Source organism: Klebsiella sp. BDA134-6 (genome assembly GCF_015601345.1).
Lineage (GTDB): Bacteria > Pseudomonadota > Gammaproteobacteria > Enterobacterales > Enterobacteriaceae > Klebsiella > Klebsiella grimontii.
The window spans coordinates 5,668,348-5,684,183 of sequence record NZ_CP064784.1 but is presented as its reverse complement, the minus strand read 5'-3'; the positions used below and the strand labels follow the sequence as shown (position 1 = coordinate 5,684,183).

At 53.9% G+C, this 15,836-nt stretch carries 14 protein-coding genes; 3 read left to right on the top strand and 11 right to left on the bottom strand.

Annotated elements, in window-relative coordinates; all coding sequences use genetic code 11:
* Positions 1 to 2 precede the first annotated feature (2 nt).
* The 6 genes from yiaO to yiaK form a co-directional block, all read right to left on the bottom strand.
* Positions 3 to 989, bottom strand: a complete 987-nt coding sequence (gene yiaO / locus IYV58_RS26375) for a 2,3-diketo-L-gulonate TRAP transporter substrate-binding protein YiaO (RefSeq protein ID WP_004126515.1) — start codon at positions 987 to 989, stop codon at positions 3 to 5.
* Positions 990 to 1,000: 11 nt separating this feature from the next.
* Entirely contained in the window at positions 1,001 to 2,278 is a 1,278-nt protein-coding gene (gene yiaN, locus IYV58_RS26370) for a 2,3-diketo-L-gulonate TRAP transporter large permease YiaN (RefSeq protein ID WP_004126509.1), read from the bottom strand.
* 2 nt (positions 2,279 to 2,280) lie between these two features.
* The gene (gene yiaM / locus IYV58_RS26365) at positions 2,281 to 2,754 is read right to left on the bottom strand and encodes a 2,3-diketo-L-gulonate TRAP transporter small permease YiaM (RefSeq protein WP_004126507.1); all 474 of its coding nucleotides are present in this window, start codon (positions 2,752 to 2,754) and stop codon (positions 2,281 to 2,283) included.
* Between the two features lie 132 nt (positions 2,755 to 2,886).
* Positions 2,887 to 3,828, bottom strand: a complete 942-nt coding sequence (locus IYV58_RS26360) for a DUF4862 family protein (protein ID WP_170100844.1) — start codon at positions 3,826 to 3,828, stop codon at positions 2,887 to 2,889.
* A 23-nt stretch (positions 3,829 to 3,851) separates the two neighbouring features.
* The gene (locus IYV58_RS26355) at positions 3,852 to 4,316 is read right to left on the bottom strand and encodes a YhcH/YjgK/YiaL family protein (RefSeq protein WP_004126501.1); all 465 of its coding nucleotides are present in this window, start codon (positions 4,314 to 4,316) and stop codon (positions 3,852 to 3,854) included.
* 11 nt (positions 4,317 to 4,327) lie between these two features.
* A complete protein-coding gene (yiaK, locus tag IYV58_RS26350; RefSeq protein WP_195729334.1) occupies positions 4,328 to 5,326 on the bottom strand; it encodes a 3-dehydro-L-gulonate 2-dehydrogenase in 999 nt (332 codons plus the stop codon).
* A gap of 229 nt (positions 5,327 to 5,555) precedes the next feature.
* Between yiaK and yiaJ the strand changes: the two genes are divergently transcribed.
* On the top strand, positions 5,556 to 6,359 hold the full coding sequence (yiaJ, locus tag IYV58_RS26345) for an IclR family transcriptional regulator YiaJ (protein WP_004126495.1): 804 nt from the start codon (positions 5,556 to 5,558) through the stop codon (positions 6,357 to 6,359).
* A gap of 118 nt (positions 6,360 to 6,477) precedes the next feature.
* Positions 6,478 to 6,966: a 4Fe-4S binding protein gene (locus IYV58_RS26340; protein WP_004126493.1), complete on the top strand. Its 489-nt coding sequence runs from the start codon at positions 6,478 to 6,480 to the stop codon at positions 6,964 to 6,966.
* A 150-nt stretch (positions 6,967 to 7,116) separates the two neighbouring features.
* On the opposite strand, the gene avtA is transcribed toward IYV58_RS26340, so the two are convergent.
* Positions 7,117 to 8,373 carry a valine--pyruvate transaminase gene (gene avtA / locus IYV58_RS26335; RefSeq protein WP_123828667.1) on the bottom strand — a complete coding sequence of 419 codons (1,257 nt, stop codon included), beginning with the start codon at positions 8,371 to 8,373 and terminating at the stop codon, positions 7,117 to 7,119.
* Positions 8,374 to 8,547: 174 nt separating this feature from the next.
* Complete coding sequence (locus IYV58_RS26330; protein ID WP_049113632.1) at positions 8,548 to 10,578, bottom strand: alpha-amylase; 2,031 nt, start codon at positions 10,576 to 10,578, stop codon at positions 8,548 to 8,550.
* Positions 10,579 to 10,893: 315 nt separating this feature from the next.
* Here IYV58_RS26330 and IYV58_RS26325 point away from each other — a divergent pair, with 315 nt between their 5' ends.
* The gene (locus IYV58_RS26325) at positions 10,894 to 11,721 is read left to right on the top strand and encodes a protein bax (protein WP_071988248.1); all 828 of its coding nucleotides are present in this window, start codon (positions 10,894 to 10,896) and stop codon (positions 11,719 to 11,721) included.
* 60 nt (positions 11,722 to 11,781) lie between these two features.
* On the opposite strand, the gene xylR is transcribed toward IYV58_RS26325, so the two are convergent.
* The 3 genes from xylR to IYV58_RS26310 all read right to left on the bottom strand — a co-directional run bounded on the left by xylR (position 11,782) and on the right by IYV58_RS26310 (position 15,783).
* Positions 11,782 to 12,960: a D-xylose utilization transcriptional activator XylR gene (gene xylR, locus IYV58_RS26320; protein ID WP_004126484.1), complete on the bottom strand. Its 1,179-nt coding sequence runs from the start codon at positions 12,958 to 12,960 to the stop codon at positions 11,782 to 11,784.
* A 122-nt stretch (positions 12,961 to 13,082) separates the two neighbouring features.
* The gene (xylH, locus tag IYV58_RS26315) at positions 13,083 to 14,264 is read right to left on the bottom strand and encodes a xylose ABC transporter permease XylH (RefSeq protein ID WP_004126481.1); all 1,182 of its coding nucleotides are present in this window, start codon (positions 14,262 to 14,264) and stop codon (positions 13,083 to 13,085) included.
* Positions 14,242 to 15,783, bottom strand: a complete 1,542-nt coding sequence (locus IYV58_RS26310; protein WP_004126478.1) for a xylose ABC transporter ATP-binding protein — start codon at positions 15,781 to 15,783, stop codon at positions 14,242 to 14,244. Before IYV58_RS26310 ends, xylH begins: the two co-directional genes overlap by 23 nt.
* Between the last annotated feature and the right edge of the window lie 53 nt (positions 15,784 to 15,836).

Here is a 15,836-nt window from a genome sequence, read left to right as displayed (position 1 = left end):
ACTCATTGCACCTCATCAACGGCTTTCAGGAGATCTGCGCCCTGAGGGCTGTCTTTCAGGAACATATCGCGTACCTGGTTACCGAGCACATCGCTAAAGGCTTTACGATCGATATCGGTCAGAACTTCCACTCCGGCTTGCTTCATGCCGTCGATGATTTTTTGCTGATCTTCGGCGACCAGTTTGCGCTGATAGTCGCCGGCTTCTTTGGCGGAACTTAGCAGCGCTTCCTGAAACTGCGGGCTTAAAGAATCGAATTTGGTTTTATTGATCACCAACAGCAAAGGAGAATAAGCGTGGTGAGTCAGAGAAAGGTACTTTTGTACTTCATAGAATTTGGCCGACCAGACGACATTAATAGGATGTTCCTGGGCATCAATCGTGCGGGTTTCCAGCCCGGTATAGACTTCGGAGAACGGCATCGGAATCGGGTTCGCACCAAAGATTTTAAAAGCCGCGATATTCATTGGGCTGTTATTGGTACGAATTTTTAACCCTTTTAGATCGGCAGGGGTTTTTACCGGCGTACGGGAGTTAGTAACGTCACGCCAGCCATTTTCCCAGTACGCGAGAACTTTTAGCCCTTTTGACTCGAGTGATTTTTTCAGTTCATCGCCGACTTTACCGTCGAGCGTTTTATGCGCATGTGGGGTATCGCGAAACAGGAATGGAACATCAAGTAAGTTGAATACCGGGGCCAGGCCGGTGAAATTGTTTGAACCGGACATTTCCATATCAATGGTTCCGCCACGCACCCCGCTGATCATCGCCTGTGCGTTACCTAATGTGCTGTCAGGAAAAAGTTTTAAGGCCAATTCGCCATTGGTTTTTTCTTTTAATAATTCGTTAAATTTTTTCGCAGCAATATGTTGGGAGTCAGTTTGCGGTGTTTCATAACCAAAACGTAAAGACTGCGCCGCCAGAGACGACATGCTGAAAACTGTCAGACCAGCTATGAATAATGAACGAGCAATAACATGTAATTTCATAATATTATCCTTTAATTAATCCATTTAAGCGGTGTGGTAATTAGCTCGGGAATAAAAATAAACAGAACCAGCAGCGACATCAGGACGGCAACGTACGGGAATACGCCTCTCACCGCGTCATCAAACTTTAATTTTGCTACGCCGGATATCACGTTAAGAACGTTACCGACCGGCGGTGTGATTAACCCTATAGAGCAGTTAATGATGAACATGACTCCGAAATAAATAGGGTCAATGCCTGCTTCTTTAACCAGCGGTAATAATACGGGGGTAAGAATTAACACCGTTGGCGTTAAATCCATCACCATACCCACGACCATAATTGAAATCATAATGACGATAAATAAGAGTCGCGGAGAGTCGACCAGCGGCTGCAGCAAATCTGACACCATCATTGGCAATTCCGCGATAGTAATCAGCCAGGCGGATACTTGTGCCGCGGCGACCAGAAACATGACGACAGAGGTTGTTTTGGCAGCATTGACCAGCACGTGGTAAAGACTGGAAAACGTTAATTCCCGATAGATAACGACGGCGACAAAGAGGGCGTAAAACGCGGCAACTGCCCCAGCTTCTGTTGGCGTGAAGAGCCCGGAACGGAAGCCGCCGATGATAATCACCGGTAAAAACAGCGCCCAGATGCCTGAAACTAATGATTGCCAGATTTCACGCGTTGTTGCTTTGGGCTGGGAGGGAAGATTTAATCGCCCGGCTTGCCACCACCATGTGAGCATAAGCGCCGCGCCCATCATGATTCCCGGTGCGATGCCAGCCATGAACAGCTTGCTGATAGACAGACCGCTGGAAACGCCAAAGATAATAAAAGGAATTGAGGGTGGAATAATGGGTGCAATGATCCCGCCGGAAGCGATTAACCCAACGGAGCGGTTGATCGGATAGTTTGCCGAACGCATCATCGGCACGAGCAGCGCGGCAACCGCGGCGGTATCCGCCACCGCAGAGCCAGAAAGACTGGCCATGATCATGGCTGCAATAACGCCTACGTAGCCCAGGCCGCCGGGTTTATGGCCGACCAGCTTCATTGGCAGATCGACGATTCGCTTTGACAGGCCGCCCGCGTTCATGATTTCCCCGGCCAGAACAAAAAAAGGAATCGCCAGCAGGGAGAAACTGTCTGCCCCGTTAACCAGAGTCTGCGCCATAATCTGCACGTCAAACATATCCAGGTATGTCATCAGAGCAGCGCCGCAAAGTAGTAACGACCAGGCGATGGGTAAACCAATCGCGATCCCGCCGAGCAGGCAGCAGAGAAATATCACCACGGCCATGATTAGGCTCCTTGCTGTGGTTGTTGAAAGGAATCGTTACGCGTTATTAAGCGATACAGCCGACGCAGTTCGATTAATGCGATGGCAACGCTTGTGGGCAGACAAGCGATATACATCAGGCCAATCGGTAAACCGAGGATTGGCGAGTGATCGCTCCAGTCCTGCATCGCTTTTTGCAAACTGCCCCAGCCTAGTGCGATGCATAACAATAAAATCAGCGAATGTGTCAGTAGCGAGAGACGGCGTTGATTCGCTGGTGAGAGTTTTTCCACTACAAAGGTGACCTGAACGTGAGCGTTATCCATAAATGCAACGATGGCACCGATAAATGTCAGCCATACAAAGAGATAACGAGATAATTCATCCACTGATAAAATACTGCTCTCAAAACCATAACGTAAAACCACATTAATAAATACAATGCAGGAAAGTACGGCAATTAATACCGCAAGTATGCCCTCAAGTACCCGCTTCATAACGACTCCATCAGGTTGTGGAACTTATATTTTTTGCGCTGAATATTGGAACTTAACTTCTTATGCCTGTTGTATATTTGGTCCGGTACAAAAACGAGCTGTTCGTCGTAAATTAAGATTTTAATACTTGAGTCAGGTCAACCGCTGGGTGGCTTTCGCCAGAGTATTAATACCGTCACGTAATATACTAATGCGGTGATTAATATCGGCGCTGGCATTGATTTCCAGCAATTTAATCCCGGTAAACCGCAGCGGATCGGGATCGGCGGCGGTAATGAGCTCCCTGGCATGTTTCTCGGTCATCAGGCTTTGCGAGCAGAAAGGGGAGAATGGAGCATGGAGATCTTGCCACGCGCCGTACTCTCCGCTCTGCGTCGTGCCGGAGAACATCAGCGCACCGAGCTTTCCTGCCCGTTTGGCCTGATGCACGTGGGTTAGTGGCAAACGACTATTCTGCCCTTCAATGGCGGAACGCGCCCAGTTAATGCAGATGCTGATGTCATAGTCAGCAATGGTTTCCAGCACGTTTTCTAACGGTAAGAATCCTTTGCGCGGTGCGGGGCCATTCATTGCGTCGCAGTGTTCGAGCACCAGCTCGCAGGACCAGTCCCAGCGGGTAATTTCTTTTAATGAACGGGCAAAGGCGTCGGTCGCCTGAGCCACGTTGGCATTGCCCGCCAGCGGGGCGGCGTGAAGCTCAAGGGCAATGACCTTTCCGGCGGTATTGCCATTGATTTTAGCGATCTTCTGCTGCAGGTGGCGATAGTACTCCACGCAGGCTTTGCGCTGCTCTTCGTCGCTGGACGCCAGCCCAAAGCCGCCGTTTTCACCGCGGCGGCGCATGGTCTCCATAATGGCGGTGACAACGATTTGCCAATTTCCCGGCGTATGGCGCAATAACCACTCGTCGCCGAGTGGATGCAGATGTTCAAGGCAAGGCTGCTCCAGCCCACGAATGTTTGGGGTATCGGAGAGCTGTCGCCAGAATTCCGTCTCTTCCTCTTCACTCTTTTGGTGAAATGAGGGGGCACAGGGGTACGCACCGATAATGTAACCGGTATTATTCGAATTCATAGTGTGCTCCTGAAAATAATTTTCTATAAAGCCGCTATTGCAACTTTAACGACTATTTTCCTGATTGGCGTAGCGATATTTTTATTACAACCTGGCCGATGAACATCCTGCGGGAAAAAAATCGCGTAACTTCCCGGTATCATTTCAATGAACGACTCATGCTCACTATCGTGGTAAAAAATAATATCACGCTGTTCTAATAAGGCTTCGTTTATTTCATTATTGCCGGTATCAATAGCAATACCGATTTTCTCTTCACCCGACGCCAAAAATTGAATATCCAGATAGCGGCGATGCACCTCGGGACGATTGTCAGCGGCATCGCGGGTGGTTAAATCGATGATCTGCGCGTAAATATTTTTACCATCAATCTCCACGACGCCGGGTTCGTGCGTGCGAAAGTCTGTGGTGCGTAAAAAATGAAGCGCTTTCTCAATCGCGTCTGGCAGATGACATGGATTCGGCTGCGCGATATGACCAAAGATCATATTTTAACTCCCTACAACGCTTGAATTTTAACCCAGACGCTATCGTCAATGGTGATGCCGTTACGACGATTTTCATCCAGCAGTTTCGTAAATTCATGACCAGGCAGACGAATGGCCACGTTTTCATCTGCCCGTTCAGCGGTGGTGACGAAATCCATAATCCGCTGCAGTTTGGCATCACGGGTTGCGCCGTCGATCAGCTTATCCACTTCAATGGCGATGAAGATCTGCGAAACGCCATATTCATCGCTGTTTTCCTGGGTGACTTCAGCAACGGAGGAACCGTTAGAAAGCAGAGTGGCTATCATATCCAGCACGATGGACAGACCGGAGCCTTTCCAGTAGCCCATTGGCAAAATGCGGCGATTTTTTTCGATTACGCCAGGCTCTTTGGTCAGATGACCCTCATCGTCGAATCCACCATCCACGGGCAGTTCGCGGCCGGCAAGGCGGTTAACTTCCAGCATACCGTAGGAGAACATCGACATCGACATATCCACCATGGTGATCGGCGTCGACGGAATGGCGACGATCAGCGGGTTGGTACCGATGCGGCACTCTTTAGCGCCCCAGGGTGGCATCACGGCGATGGAATTGGTCCAGCAAATGCCGATATAGCCTTTTTCCGCCGCCTGCCAGCCGTAGCTGCCGCCGCGCATCCAGTGATTGGCATTACGTAGTGCGATCAAACCGATACCGTGCCCGGAGGCCAGCTCAATGGCCCGATCCATCATCTTTTTCGCCGTCAGGTTGCCGATGGAGCGTTGGGCATCCCATTGTTCGATGGCGCCGAGGCTGGTCACCCGCTGCGGTTTAGCTTCAGGGATAATGTCGCCGTTATCTAACTGTTGGATGAAACGCGGAAAACGGTTAACACCATGGGAATAGACCCCGGACTCGGTTGTTCTGGCGAACATTTCAGCGCACTCGTCCGCCGTTTCTTCCGTGATATTTCGTGACCGTAGCACACGATAGAAGGCCTCTTTTAACTCTGCGAAAGTTACTTTCATCCCAGCTCCCCTGGTCGATTCTTAAAAATGATGGTATGTTTTTTTATCTCTAAATTTCACAATGCGAAACCTGATTCCAAATATATAGATCAAAAATTAACAAGGCAACGATATGTAACTTTTTTAAAAATCATTAAAATCAAAATGTTATGCTTTTTATGTTGAGATCGTGAACTACAACACACTTTGAGCTACCATCTGAGTGCCAGGAAAAGGAGGGGTATTTCTGATGAACCTGAACGATGAAAAAGAGAAACCAGCAGGAAGTCAGAGCCTGTTTCGTGGCCTGACGTTGATAGAAATTTTGAGTAACTATCCGAACGGCTGCCCGTTGGCGCACCTGTCGGAATTGGCGGGATTGAACAAAAGTACCGTTCATCGCTTATTACAGGGGCTGCAGTCCTGCGGGTACGTGACGCCTGCCCCGGCGGCGGGGAGCTATCGTCTGACGACAAAATTTATCGCCGTTGGCCAAAAGGCTTTGTCGTCGCTGAATATTATCCACGTCGCGGCGCCGCATCTTGAGGCGCTCAATCTTGCCACCGGCGAGACGGTGAACTTCTCCAGCCGTGAAGATGACCACGCCATCCTGATTTATAAGCTGGAGCCGACCACCGGCATGCTGCGTACGCGCGCTTATATTGGTCAGCATATGCCGCTGTACTGTTCGGCGATGGGGAAGATCTACATGGCGTTTGGTCACCCTGATTATGTTGAGACTTATTGGGACACGCACCAGGACATCATCCAGCAGCTCACCCGTAATACCATCACCACGTTACCCGCCATGAATCTAGAGCTGGCGCAGATCCGCGAGCGAAACATGGCGATGGACAGGGAAGAGAACGAGCTGGGCGTATCGTGCCTGGCTGTTCCCGTTTTCGATATCCATGGGCGCGTGCCTTATGCCATTTCTATCTCTCTATCAACATCGCGCCTCAAGCAGGTGGGAGAGAAAAATTTACTCAAGCCGCTGCGCGATACGGCAGAGGCGATTTCCCGCGAACTGGGCTTTTCCGTGCGGGAAGGGTAAGGCAGATGACCAGATTATCCCGGGCATCTGAGAGAAAACGCCGCTGACTCCATTCAGGATCAAGGCGCGGAAGCGGTTTTTTCTGGCACTCTGCGTTTTTATCCCCAATGGAGCAAGGATGAACCGGTTTATTCTCGCGGATGCGCAAAAGTGCATCGGCTGCCGTACCTGTGAAGTCGCCTGCGTGGTGTCCCATCAGCAGGACCAGGACTGTTCTGGCGTCTCCGCCGCGCGCTTTGCGCCGCGGATCCGCGTGGTGAAAAATGATGAACTCTCGACGGCGACGCTGTGCCGCCAGTGCGAAGATGCGCCCTGCGCCAACGTCTGCCCCGAGGGCGCAATCCGCCGCGAAAACGCGGTCTGGCACGTGGATCAGCGCCGCTGTATCGGATGCAAAAGCTGTATGGTGGCGTGTCCCTATGGCGCGATGACCGTGATGCGGGTGGAGGAGGGCGTACAGGCGCTGAAGTGCGATTTATGCAGCCATCGCGAAGAAGGCCCGGCCTGCGTGGCGGCGTGCCCGACCCAGGCGCTGCGCTGCATGGAGCCGATGGAGCTGGAGAGAATAGCCGCTGAACGTCGCCAGCGGATGGCGCTGGCGATGTAGCGATGACGCCTTCTTACGGTGTGTTCCCGGAGGCGGCGCTTGCGCGCCTTGTCCGGGCTACCTGTCCGCAGATCGCTGGAAGCCTGTAGCCCGGCTGAGCGCAGCGCGAGCCGGGAATATATCTGGATTATTCAGGATTCTGGCGCCCGTTTACGCGCCCTGTTCACCCCATGCGCGTTCAACCTCTTCGGCGAGAATCTTCACGCCCGCTTCAATCTTCGCCGGGTCCGGCACGTAGTTCATGCGCATGCACTGATGCGTGTGCGGCCACGGCTTATCCAGGCCCGGGAAGAAGTAGTCGCCCGGCACCATCAGGACGCCGCGCTTTTTCAGGCGCTGGTACAGCAACTCGGTAGAAATCGGCAGATCCTTAAACCACAGCCAGAGGAAAATCGCCCCTTCCGGCTTATGAATCAGGCAGCGATCTTCCGGTAAATAGCGGCGAATAATGGCGATAGTCTCCAGCACGCGCTGGTAATAGAAAGGCTTAATCACCGTTTCTGACAGGCGCAGAAGATCGTTGCGCTTAATCATCTCGCACATCATAGCCGGCCCCATTCCACCGGGGGCGAGGCTGATAATGCCGTTCATATTGCTGATGGCGGTGATGATTTTTTCGTTTGCGATGATAATCCCGCAGCGGCTACCCGGCAGGCCCAGCTTGGAGAGGCTCATGCACAGCACGATATTCGGATTCCACAGCGGCCTGGCGTCGCTGAAAATAATCCCCGGGAACGGAACGCCGTAGGCGTTATCAATCACCAACGGGATGCCGTGCTGGTTGGCCAGCGCATCCAGCTTGATCAGCTCATCGTCGGTGATCACGTTACCCGTTGGGTTGGTGGGGCGGGAAACGCAGATCATTCCCGTCTCGTCCGTGACCTGCAAATGTTCGAAATCCACGTGATATTTAAACTGGCCTTCCGGCAGCAGCTCAATATTCGGGCGAGTGGCGACAAACAGATCTTCTTCGAGGCCGGAATCGGCGTAGCCGATGTACTCGGGCGTTAACGGAAACAGCACTTTACGGGTGGTTCCATCCGCACGACGGCCTGCGAAGAGGTTAAACAAGTAGAAAAACGCGCTCTGACTGCCGTTTGTCAGTGCAATATTCTGTGGTTCGATCTCCCAACCCAGTTCATCACGCAGCATCTGCGCCAGCAGGGCCAGCAGCTCGCTTTTACCCTGCGGACCGTCATAATTACAAAGCGCATCAAGGGCTTTGCCGCTGTTCAGCATGTCGGCCAGCAGGCTATGGAAGTAATCATTCATTTCCGGAATCTGTGCGGGATTGCCGCCGCCCAGCATGATGGCGCCCGGCGTACGCAGGCCGTCATTGAGGTCTTCCATCAAGCGGGTGATGCCCGAATGACGGGTAAATTTGTCGCCAAAAAGTGAAAATGTCATCGCGATTAGTCTGTCGGTATTCCAGGAAAGTGGGTAACCATAACGCCAGTGCAGACAGGGTGCAAATCGAGGTATCAGGAAGATATTTTGTTTTTATGCTGTGAGAGAAAATATTTTTGGATGTTTATCCTGAAAAGGCTCCCCCGAACGTCAGGGGAGCCATGGGTCAGAAAGCTACTGCTGACCTGCCCATACCACCATCACTTTGTCATCGCCGTTCTCGCGAATAAAGCCGTAGCCTTTCGCCATCGATAGCGTGGTTTGTTTACCCATGCCAATCGCCGGGTGACGGGCGCGGAACTGGCCCAGTTTCTCCCAGTGGGTCACGCTGCGCGCGGCTTTGCCGTTGACGTCCTGCCAGTTCATATCTGAACGCGTCCCCTGAAGCGGATCGGAGCCGGTCGGACCGAACGGTCGTGAGGATTCATCGCCGTAGAAGATCTGCACTGCGCCAGGCGCGAGCAGCAGCAGTTCCGCCGCCGTGCTGCCGCCTTCGCGGAACAGGCTGGTATCGTGTGAGGAGAGGTAGCTTAACACATTGAAATCCTGAAGCTTCTCCGCCATATGTTGCCAGGTGAGGTCTATGTTCGCCAGGCAGCTTGTCGCTTTCGCCGCCTGATCCTGGTAATCAAAGTTCAGCATGGCGTCAAAGCCGTGGCGATAGTAGTCGCTCTGCATCACGCCGTGGCCCCAGGCTTCGCCGGTCATCCAGAACGGCGCGTTATCCAGCGCTTTGTCCGGATTGGCTTTTTTCCATTCCGCCAGCGCTTCAGTGGCCTGAGTTTTTAATTGCAGCCAGGCGGCCTGCTCGACGTGCTTGGCGGTATCGACGCGGAAGCCGTCGATACCGTAATCGCGCACCCATTGGCTCAGCCAGTGGGTCAGATAATCGCGCGGCGTATAGCCGGGGATCGCTTTGGCCGCGGTATCCGGCTTATGGCGATAGAAGTTCGGCAGGCCGGATGGCTCCGTGGATTCGGTTTTCAGATCCGGCAGGAAGGCCAGCGACATGGTCAGGTCGTCAAAGCCGGGGTTGTCGTAGTCGCCGATATCGGTGCGGATCCATTTTTTACCCCACCATTTCTCCCATCCGGCTTTGTCGCTGAAGTTGATGTAATCGTTAAAGCTGTGCCAGCTTTGGCCCGTGCGGGGCTTCCAGTCGGTCCAGCGCTCTCCGAAGGTCTTTTTCAGTTCATCTCCCTGGATGTACAGCGAGCCGAACTGAAACTCCTGCATATCGGCCAGGGTCGCGTAGCCGGTATGGTTCATCACCACGTCGAACAGAATGCGGATCCCGCGCTTGTGGGCTTCATCGACGAGGCGACGCAGATCGTCTTCCGTCCCCATATTAGCATCCAGCTTCGTCCAGTCCTGGATGTAATAGCCGTGATAGGCGTAGTGCGGGAAATCGCCTTTCGTACCGCCGCCGACCCAACCGTGGATTTGTTCCAGCGGCGAGCTGATCCAAAGGGCGTTGACGCCGAGCTGCTGGAGGTAATCCAGTTTGCTGGTCAGGCCCTGCAGGTCGCCGCCATGGAAGGTGCCAATTTCCTGCATGCCGTCTTTGTGGCGGCCATAGCTATTGTCGTTGGCCGGGTTGCCGTTGACAAAGCGATCGGTCAGGACGAAATAGACGGTGGCGTTATGCCAGTTGAACGGCGCGGCGGCTTCCGTTTCCGCGCGTTCAAGCAGCAGCAGACCATTGCTGTTGAATGCCGGCTGGAGGGTAATTTTACCGCCGCTGACGGTCGCGATATTGCCGCTGTAGAAATCGCGAACTTGACTGCCTTCGGCGAAGGATTTGCTGACGTCAATGGTGAGCGGCTTGCCATCCCATTTCGGACACTGTTTCATCTGCGGCGCGGCGGCGGCGGTCTGCTTCTCCTCCAGAGAGACCATCAGGGTTGGCGTACCTGAACGGGTATCGACTTCCAGTGTATAGCGGCCATCGCGGAATACGCGCCACTGCGGCGCCGGATCGCGGCAAGGCTCCATAGAGAGCATCTGGTTGAGCTTGATCGCGCCGGCAGGCTGCCAGCACTGTTGGTCAAACGTAATCCGCAGAGGGCGCGTACCCTTTGCTACCTCGTTTTGACTGATAAATCTGCCGGTGCCTTCTTCGGTAAAGGCGGGGAAATCTGCGGTAGTCCAGGCGGCGAAGGCCATCCCAGGCAACAGCAGCGACGCAAGCGCAGCGAGTTTCATTCCGGAGTCCTGTGTGCGGTTTTTTGTTCAGTTTGCGCGTCCGGCAGTCCCATGAACTCATCCCAGCGGCGCTTTTCCAGGGAGGATGGAAAAGGGTGAGTGATCGCGTTCAAAAAATGAGCAAAAAATGAGAAGGTAGTCGCATTTTTGTACTGTTGTCAGGATGCGGAAACCGATTTCAGATGACAGCTTTTCGGAATTGGACTATTTCTGTGGGTGCGTCATCTGGGTATTTTTGATACTATTCGCGATTCAACTATCGATTTTTTGTGAAAAACAAGGCGTTGGAATGATTGCATCCGACCAGGAGACCTAATGATATCGACTCCCATTCGACGATATGGGGCCGCGATACTCATGTTACTTACCTGCATATTTTCAGGTAGTGTGCTGGCAACAACACACACAGCAACAACGAGTCATAAAGCCCCAATCGTTAAGAAGCAAAGTACCGTTAAAGTAAGCAAGGTAAGCAGTAAACAAGAGTATTCTCGCAATAGTGTAAAGAGCAGTTCACTTCCTGATTTGCGAAAATACCCTTCCGGGACACCAAGGAAAAAAGCGTTTCTCCGGACGGTAATGCCTTATATTACGAAACAGAATCAGGTGATTACCGCCGATCGTAACTGGCTTGTTTCAAAGCAGTACGATGCGCGCTGGTCGCCAAGTGAGCGTACTCGACTGAAAGAGATCGCCTCTCGCTATAAAGTGAAGTGGTCCGGCAATACTCGCCATATTCCATGGAACTCGTTGCTTGAGCGCGTCGACATTATCCCGAATAGCATGGTTGCCACCATGGCAGCGGCGGAAAGCGGCTGGGGAACGTCAAAGCTGGCGCGGGTGAACAACAATCTGTTTGGTATGAAGTGTGGCGGTGGAAACTGCCGCGGCGCGGTGAAGGGCTACTCCCAGTTTGATTCGGTGGAAGAGTCCGTTCAGGCCTATGTCCGAAATCTGAATACGCATCCGGCCTACTCGTCATTCCGTAAATCGCGTGCGCAGCTGCGTAAAGCCGATCAGGAAGTGACCGCCAGCACGATGATTCATAAGCTGAAGGGCTATTCGACCAAAGGGTCGAGCTATAACAACTATCTCTTCGCGATGTATCAGGATAACCAGCGGTTGATAGCCGCGCATATGTAATGGATTATCCATGACATTATTAATGCCCGGCGCGTAAGCCCGGGCATTTTTCTTTGCGCGCTACATCATCACTTCGCTGTGCCGGTCGCGGTACTCCTTCGGCGTCACGTCGTACTCTTTCTTAAACACCGAGTAGAAATACTGCAGCGAGGGATAGCCGCACATCTGTGAGATTTCGTTAATCGAAAGGGTGGTCGATACCAGCAGGCTGCGCGCTTTTTCCAGTTTTTCGCTGTGGATCACCGTATGAATGGTTTCGCCGACTTCCTCTTTGAAGCGCTTTTCCAGGTTCGAGCGGGAAATGCCCACGGCGTCCAGCACCTGCTCCACTTTTATCCCTTTACAGGCGTGGTTACGAATATAGTGCATCGCCTGGATAACCGAGGGGTCGGTGAGCGAACGGTAGTCGGTGGAGCGGCGTTCTACCACGCGCATCGGTGGGATAAGCTGACGCTGAAGCGGCAGCTCTTCATTCTCCAGCAGGCGATGCAGCAGCTTTGCCGCCTGGTAGCCCATCTGACGGGTGCCCTGCGCAACGGAGGAGAGGGCCACGCGCGACAGGTAGCGGGTCAGCTCTTCGTTATCTATGCCGATAACGCACAGCTTTTCCGGTACCGGAATATGCAGGCGCTCGCAGGCCTGTAATACGTGGCGGGCGCGGGCGTCGGTAACGGCGATGATGCCGGTTTGCGGCGGCAGGGTTTGCAGCCAGTCGGCGAGGCGGTTTTGCGCATGCTGCCAGTTTTCGGGCGCCGTCTCTAGACCCTGATAGACCACGCCGCGATATTTCTCTCTGGCGACCAGCTGGCAAAACGCGTGTTCGCGCTCGGCGGCCCAGCCCTTACAGCTGGAAGCGGGCAGGCCGTAAAAGGCGAAGCGGTTGATGCCTTTTTCTTTGAGGTGTAGAAAGGCGCTCTCGACCAGCGCGGCGTTGTCGGTGGCGATATAGTGAACCGGCGGATAGCATTCCGGCCGGTGGAAGGAGCCGCCAACGCCGACAATCGGCACATTGACGTCGATCAGCAGATTTTCAATTTCCGGATCGTCATAATCAGCAATGACGCCGTCGCCTAACCACTCCTTGATGTTTTCAATCCGCGCCCGAAAATCTTCCTCAATGAAGATATCCCATTCCAATTGCGATGCCTGAAGATACTCGCCAACGCCCTCAACGACCTGACGGTCATAGGCCTTGTTGGCGTTGAATAACAGCGTAATACGGTGACGCTTTTCAAACATAGTGTTGTTCCTGGTCTCTCTTGCAGGCCATACAATACCGGCCAATGCCCGGATTATTTCAAGTTACTTGTGCCTAAGTTTGGCTGTAGCGCAAATAATTCGGGCATTTTTTTTCACTGTCCTCAGTTCCGACGTTTAGTGGCTGAATCCATCCACACCGCGAGCAATAAAATGACCCCTTTGACGATGTACTGCCAGAAGGTGGCGACGTCCATCATGCTCATGCCGTTATCCAGCGCGGACATGATGAAAGCGCCCATGACTGCGCCCGCGACGCTGCCAATGCCGCCGGCCAGGCTGGTACCGCCGATCACGCAGGCGGCGATGGCGTCCAGTTCGGCGATGTTGCCGGCGGAAGGGGAACCGGCGCCCAGGCGCGAGCTGAGAATCAACCCGGCGATCGCCACCATCAGGCCGTTAATGGCGAACACCGCCAGCTTGGTGCGCTCCACGCTGATACCGGATAAACGCGCGGCCTCCAGGTTGCCGCCGATGGCGTAGATGCGGCGCCCAAACGCGGTACGGGTGGCCATAAACATGCCCGCCAGCAGCAGCGCGGCGAGGATCAGTACCGGCGTCGGGACGCCGCGATAGTCGTTTAACAACCAGATGGCGCCCAGCACGATAACGGCGGTGATCGTCTGACGGCCAACGGTTGAGGCGGAGGCGGGCGTGGAGAGGCCCAGAGCCTGGCGTCGCATACGGCCGCGCCACTGCCAGATAATAAATGCCGCCATACCCAGCACGCCGATGCCAAAGCCAATACCATCAGGTAGATAGCTCTGGCCGATTTGCGACATCGCCGGGCTGGTGGGAGAGACGGTGGTGCCGTTGGTGATGCCTATCAGAATACCGCGAAATGCCAGCATCCCGGCGAGCGTCACGATAAACGAGGGGACCTTACGATAGGCAACCCACCAACCGTTCCAGGCCCCCAGCAGCAGACCCAGGACCAGGGTAACCACAATTGTCAGCGGTAGCGGCCAACCGAGCCAGACGTCAAAGATTGCCGCCGCGCCGCCGAGCAGGCCCATCATTGAGCCCACGGAGAGGTCGATCTCGGCGGAAATAATCACAAACACCATGCCGACCGCGAGAATGCCGGTGATAGCGGTCTGGCGCAGCAGGTTGGAGATATTACGCGCGCTCAGATAAGCGCCTTCGGTGGTCCAGGTGAAAAACAGCATAATGGCCACGATAGCGGCGATCATCACGAATACCTGGAGGTTCATCCCCTTCAGCCCTGACAGCGCGCCGGCAGTAGACGGGGTGAGTTTCATTTCAGACGACGTGTTCTTCGACATGGCGTTCGCTCCTCAGTGCGGCTTCCATTACCTGTTCCTGGGTCAGACCCTGGTTGATCAAATTAGCCTTCAGCTTACCCTCATGCATCACCAGCACCCGGTCGCTTAGGCCAAGCACTTCGGGCAGCTCGGATGAAATGACAATGACGGCGATCCCCTGCTGCACCAGCTGATTAATCAGCTTGTAGATTTCATACTTGGCGCCGATGTCGATGCCGCGGGTAGGCTCATCGAGTATCAGAATGCGCGGGTTCAGTAGCAGGCAGCGGGCGAGGATCGCCTTTTGCTGATTGCCGCCGCTCAGGCGACCGATCGCCAGCTCCGGCGATGAGGTTTTGATCTTCAAACGCTGGATGGATTGCTGAATACAGTGCTGCTCTCCGGCATCGTCAAGACTGCTCAGCGGACCGGTAAACTGGTTTAACGCGGCGAGGGTGATGTTTTTACCCACCGCCATGACCGGCACAATACCGTCTTTCTTTCTGTCTTCCGGTACCATGGCGATGCCCTGGGCAATAGCCTGCTGGCAGCTGTGAATCGTCACCTGCTGGCCATCAATAAAGATTTTTCCTTGCCAGCGGCCCGGCCAGACGCCGAACAGGCACTGCACCGCTTCGGTACGGCCCGCGCCGACCAGCCCGGCGATCCCCAGAATTTCGCCGCGCCGTAGCGAGAAGGAGACGTCATTGACGCGCTTAATGTGGCGATTCACCGGGTGCCAGGCCGTCAGGTTCTCCACCCGCAGGATTTCCTCGCCGCAGCTGTGGGCTTCGCTCGGGTAGAGGGCGGTAAGCTCGCGGCCGACCATCATGGTGATAATGTCATCTTCGCTCATGCCGTCAGCGTTGCGGGTGCCAATATGCTGCCCATCGCGGATCACGCAGATGGTGTCGGAGATGGCTTTGACTTCATTGAGCTTGTGGGAAATGTAAATGCAGGCAATACCGTGATTTTGCAGATCGCGAATAATATTCAGCAGAATTGCCGTCTCTTGTTCCGTTAATGAGGCGGTGGGTTCGTCGAGAATTAACAACCGCACCTGCTTGTTCAGCGCTTTTGCTATTTCAACCAACTGCTGCTGACCAAGGCCTAAATCGCCGACGCGGGTGTCGGGTGATATGGCTAAATTGACCTGGGCCAGCAGCTTCTCGCAGCGCAAAGTCATGGTTTCATAATCCAGCAGACCGTGGCGGGAGATTTCCGCGCCGAGAAAAATATTCTCCAGAACGGTCAGATGTTTTACCAGCGCCAGCTCCTGATGAATGATGGCAATCCCTTTGCGCTCGGTATCGCGTATATGGCCCGGCCGCAACGTTTCCCCGGAAAAAATAATCTCTCCCTCATAGCTACCGTGCGGATATATTCCGCAAAGGACCTTCATGAGCGTGGACTTACCGGAGCCGTTTTCGCCGCACAGCGAGACCACTTCTCCGGCGTTAAGCCGCAGACTGACATTATCGATCGCCTTCACCGTACCGAAGGTTTTAGTAATGTTTTTCATTTCGAGTAACCAGGACATAGAGACTCCACATAAGCGATATCCGGCTGAATGGGGCAACGCCCCCGGGAGAG

What these genes read in the sequence shown, in the direction of transcription:
- IYV58_RS26325 (WP_071988248.1), top strand. Translation starts at nt 10,894, where the DNA reads ATGATATCGACTCCCATTCGACGATATGGGGCCGCGATACTCATGTTA.
- IYV58_RS26330 (WP_049113632.1), bottom strand. Translation starts at nt 10,578, where the DNA reads ATGAAACTCGCTGCGCTTGCGTCGCTGCTGTTGCCTGGGATGGCCTTC.
- IYV58_RS26360 (WP_170100844.1), bottom strand. Translation starts at nt 3,828, where the DNA reads ATGAATTCGAATAATACCGGTTACATTATCGGTGCGTACCCCTGTGCC.
- xylH (WP_004126481.1), bottom strand. Translation starts at nt 14,264, where the DNA reads ATGTCGAAGAACACGTCGTCTGAAATGAAACTCACCCCGTCTACTGCC.
- yiaJ (WP_004126495.1), top strand. Translation starts at nt 5,556, where the DNA reads ATGAACCTGAACGATGAAAAAGAGAAACCAGCAGGAAGTCAGAGCCTG.
- yiaM (WP_004126507.1), bottom strand. Translation starts at nt 2,754, where the DNA reads ATGAAGCGGGTACTTGAGGGCATACTTGCGGTATTAATTGCCGTACTT.
- IYV58_RS26340 (WP_004126493.1), top strand. Translation starts at nt 6,478, where the DNA reads ATGAACCGGTTTATTCTCGCGGATGCGCAAAAGTGCATCGGCTGCCGT.
- yiaK (WP_195729334.1), bottom strand. Translation starts at nt 5,326, where the DNA reads ATGAAAGTAACTTTCGCAGAGTTAAAAGAGGCCTTCTATCGTGTGCTA.
- IYV58_RS26310 (WP_004126478.1), bottom strand. Translation starts at nt 15,783, where the DNA reads ATGTCCTGGTTACTCGAAATGAAAAACATTACTAAAACCTTCGGTACG.
- xylR (WP_004126484.1), bottom strand. Translation starts at nt 12,960, where the DNA reads ATGTTTGAAAAGCGTCACCGTATTACGCTGTTATTCAACGCCAACAAG.
- yiaO (WP_004126515.1), bottom strand. Translation starts at nt 989, where the DNA reads ATGAAATTACATGTTATTGCTCGTTCATTATTCATAGCTGGTCTGACA.
- avtA (WP_123828667.1), bottom strand. Translation starts at nt 8,373, where the DNA reads ATGACATTTTCACTTTTTGGCGACAAATTTACCCGTCATTCGGGCATC.
- IYV58_RS26355 (WP_004126501.1), bottom strand. Translation starts at nt 4,316, where the DNA reads ATGATCTTTGGTCATATCGCGCAGCCGAATCCATGTCATCTGCCAGAC.
- yiaN (WP_004126509.1), bottom strand. Translation starts at nt 2,278, where the DNA reads ATGGCCGTGGTGATATTTCTCTGCTGCCTGCTCGGCGGGATCGCGATT.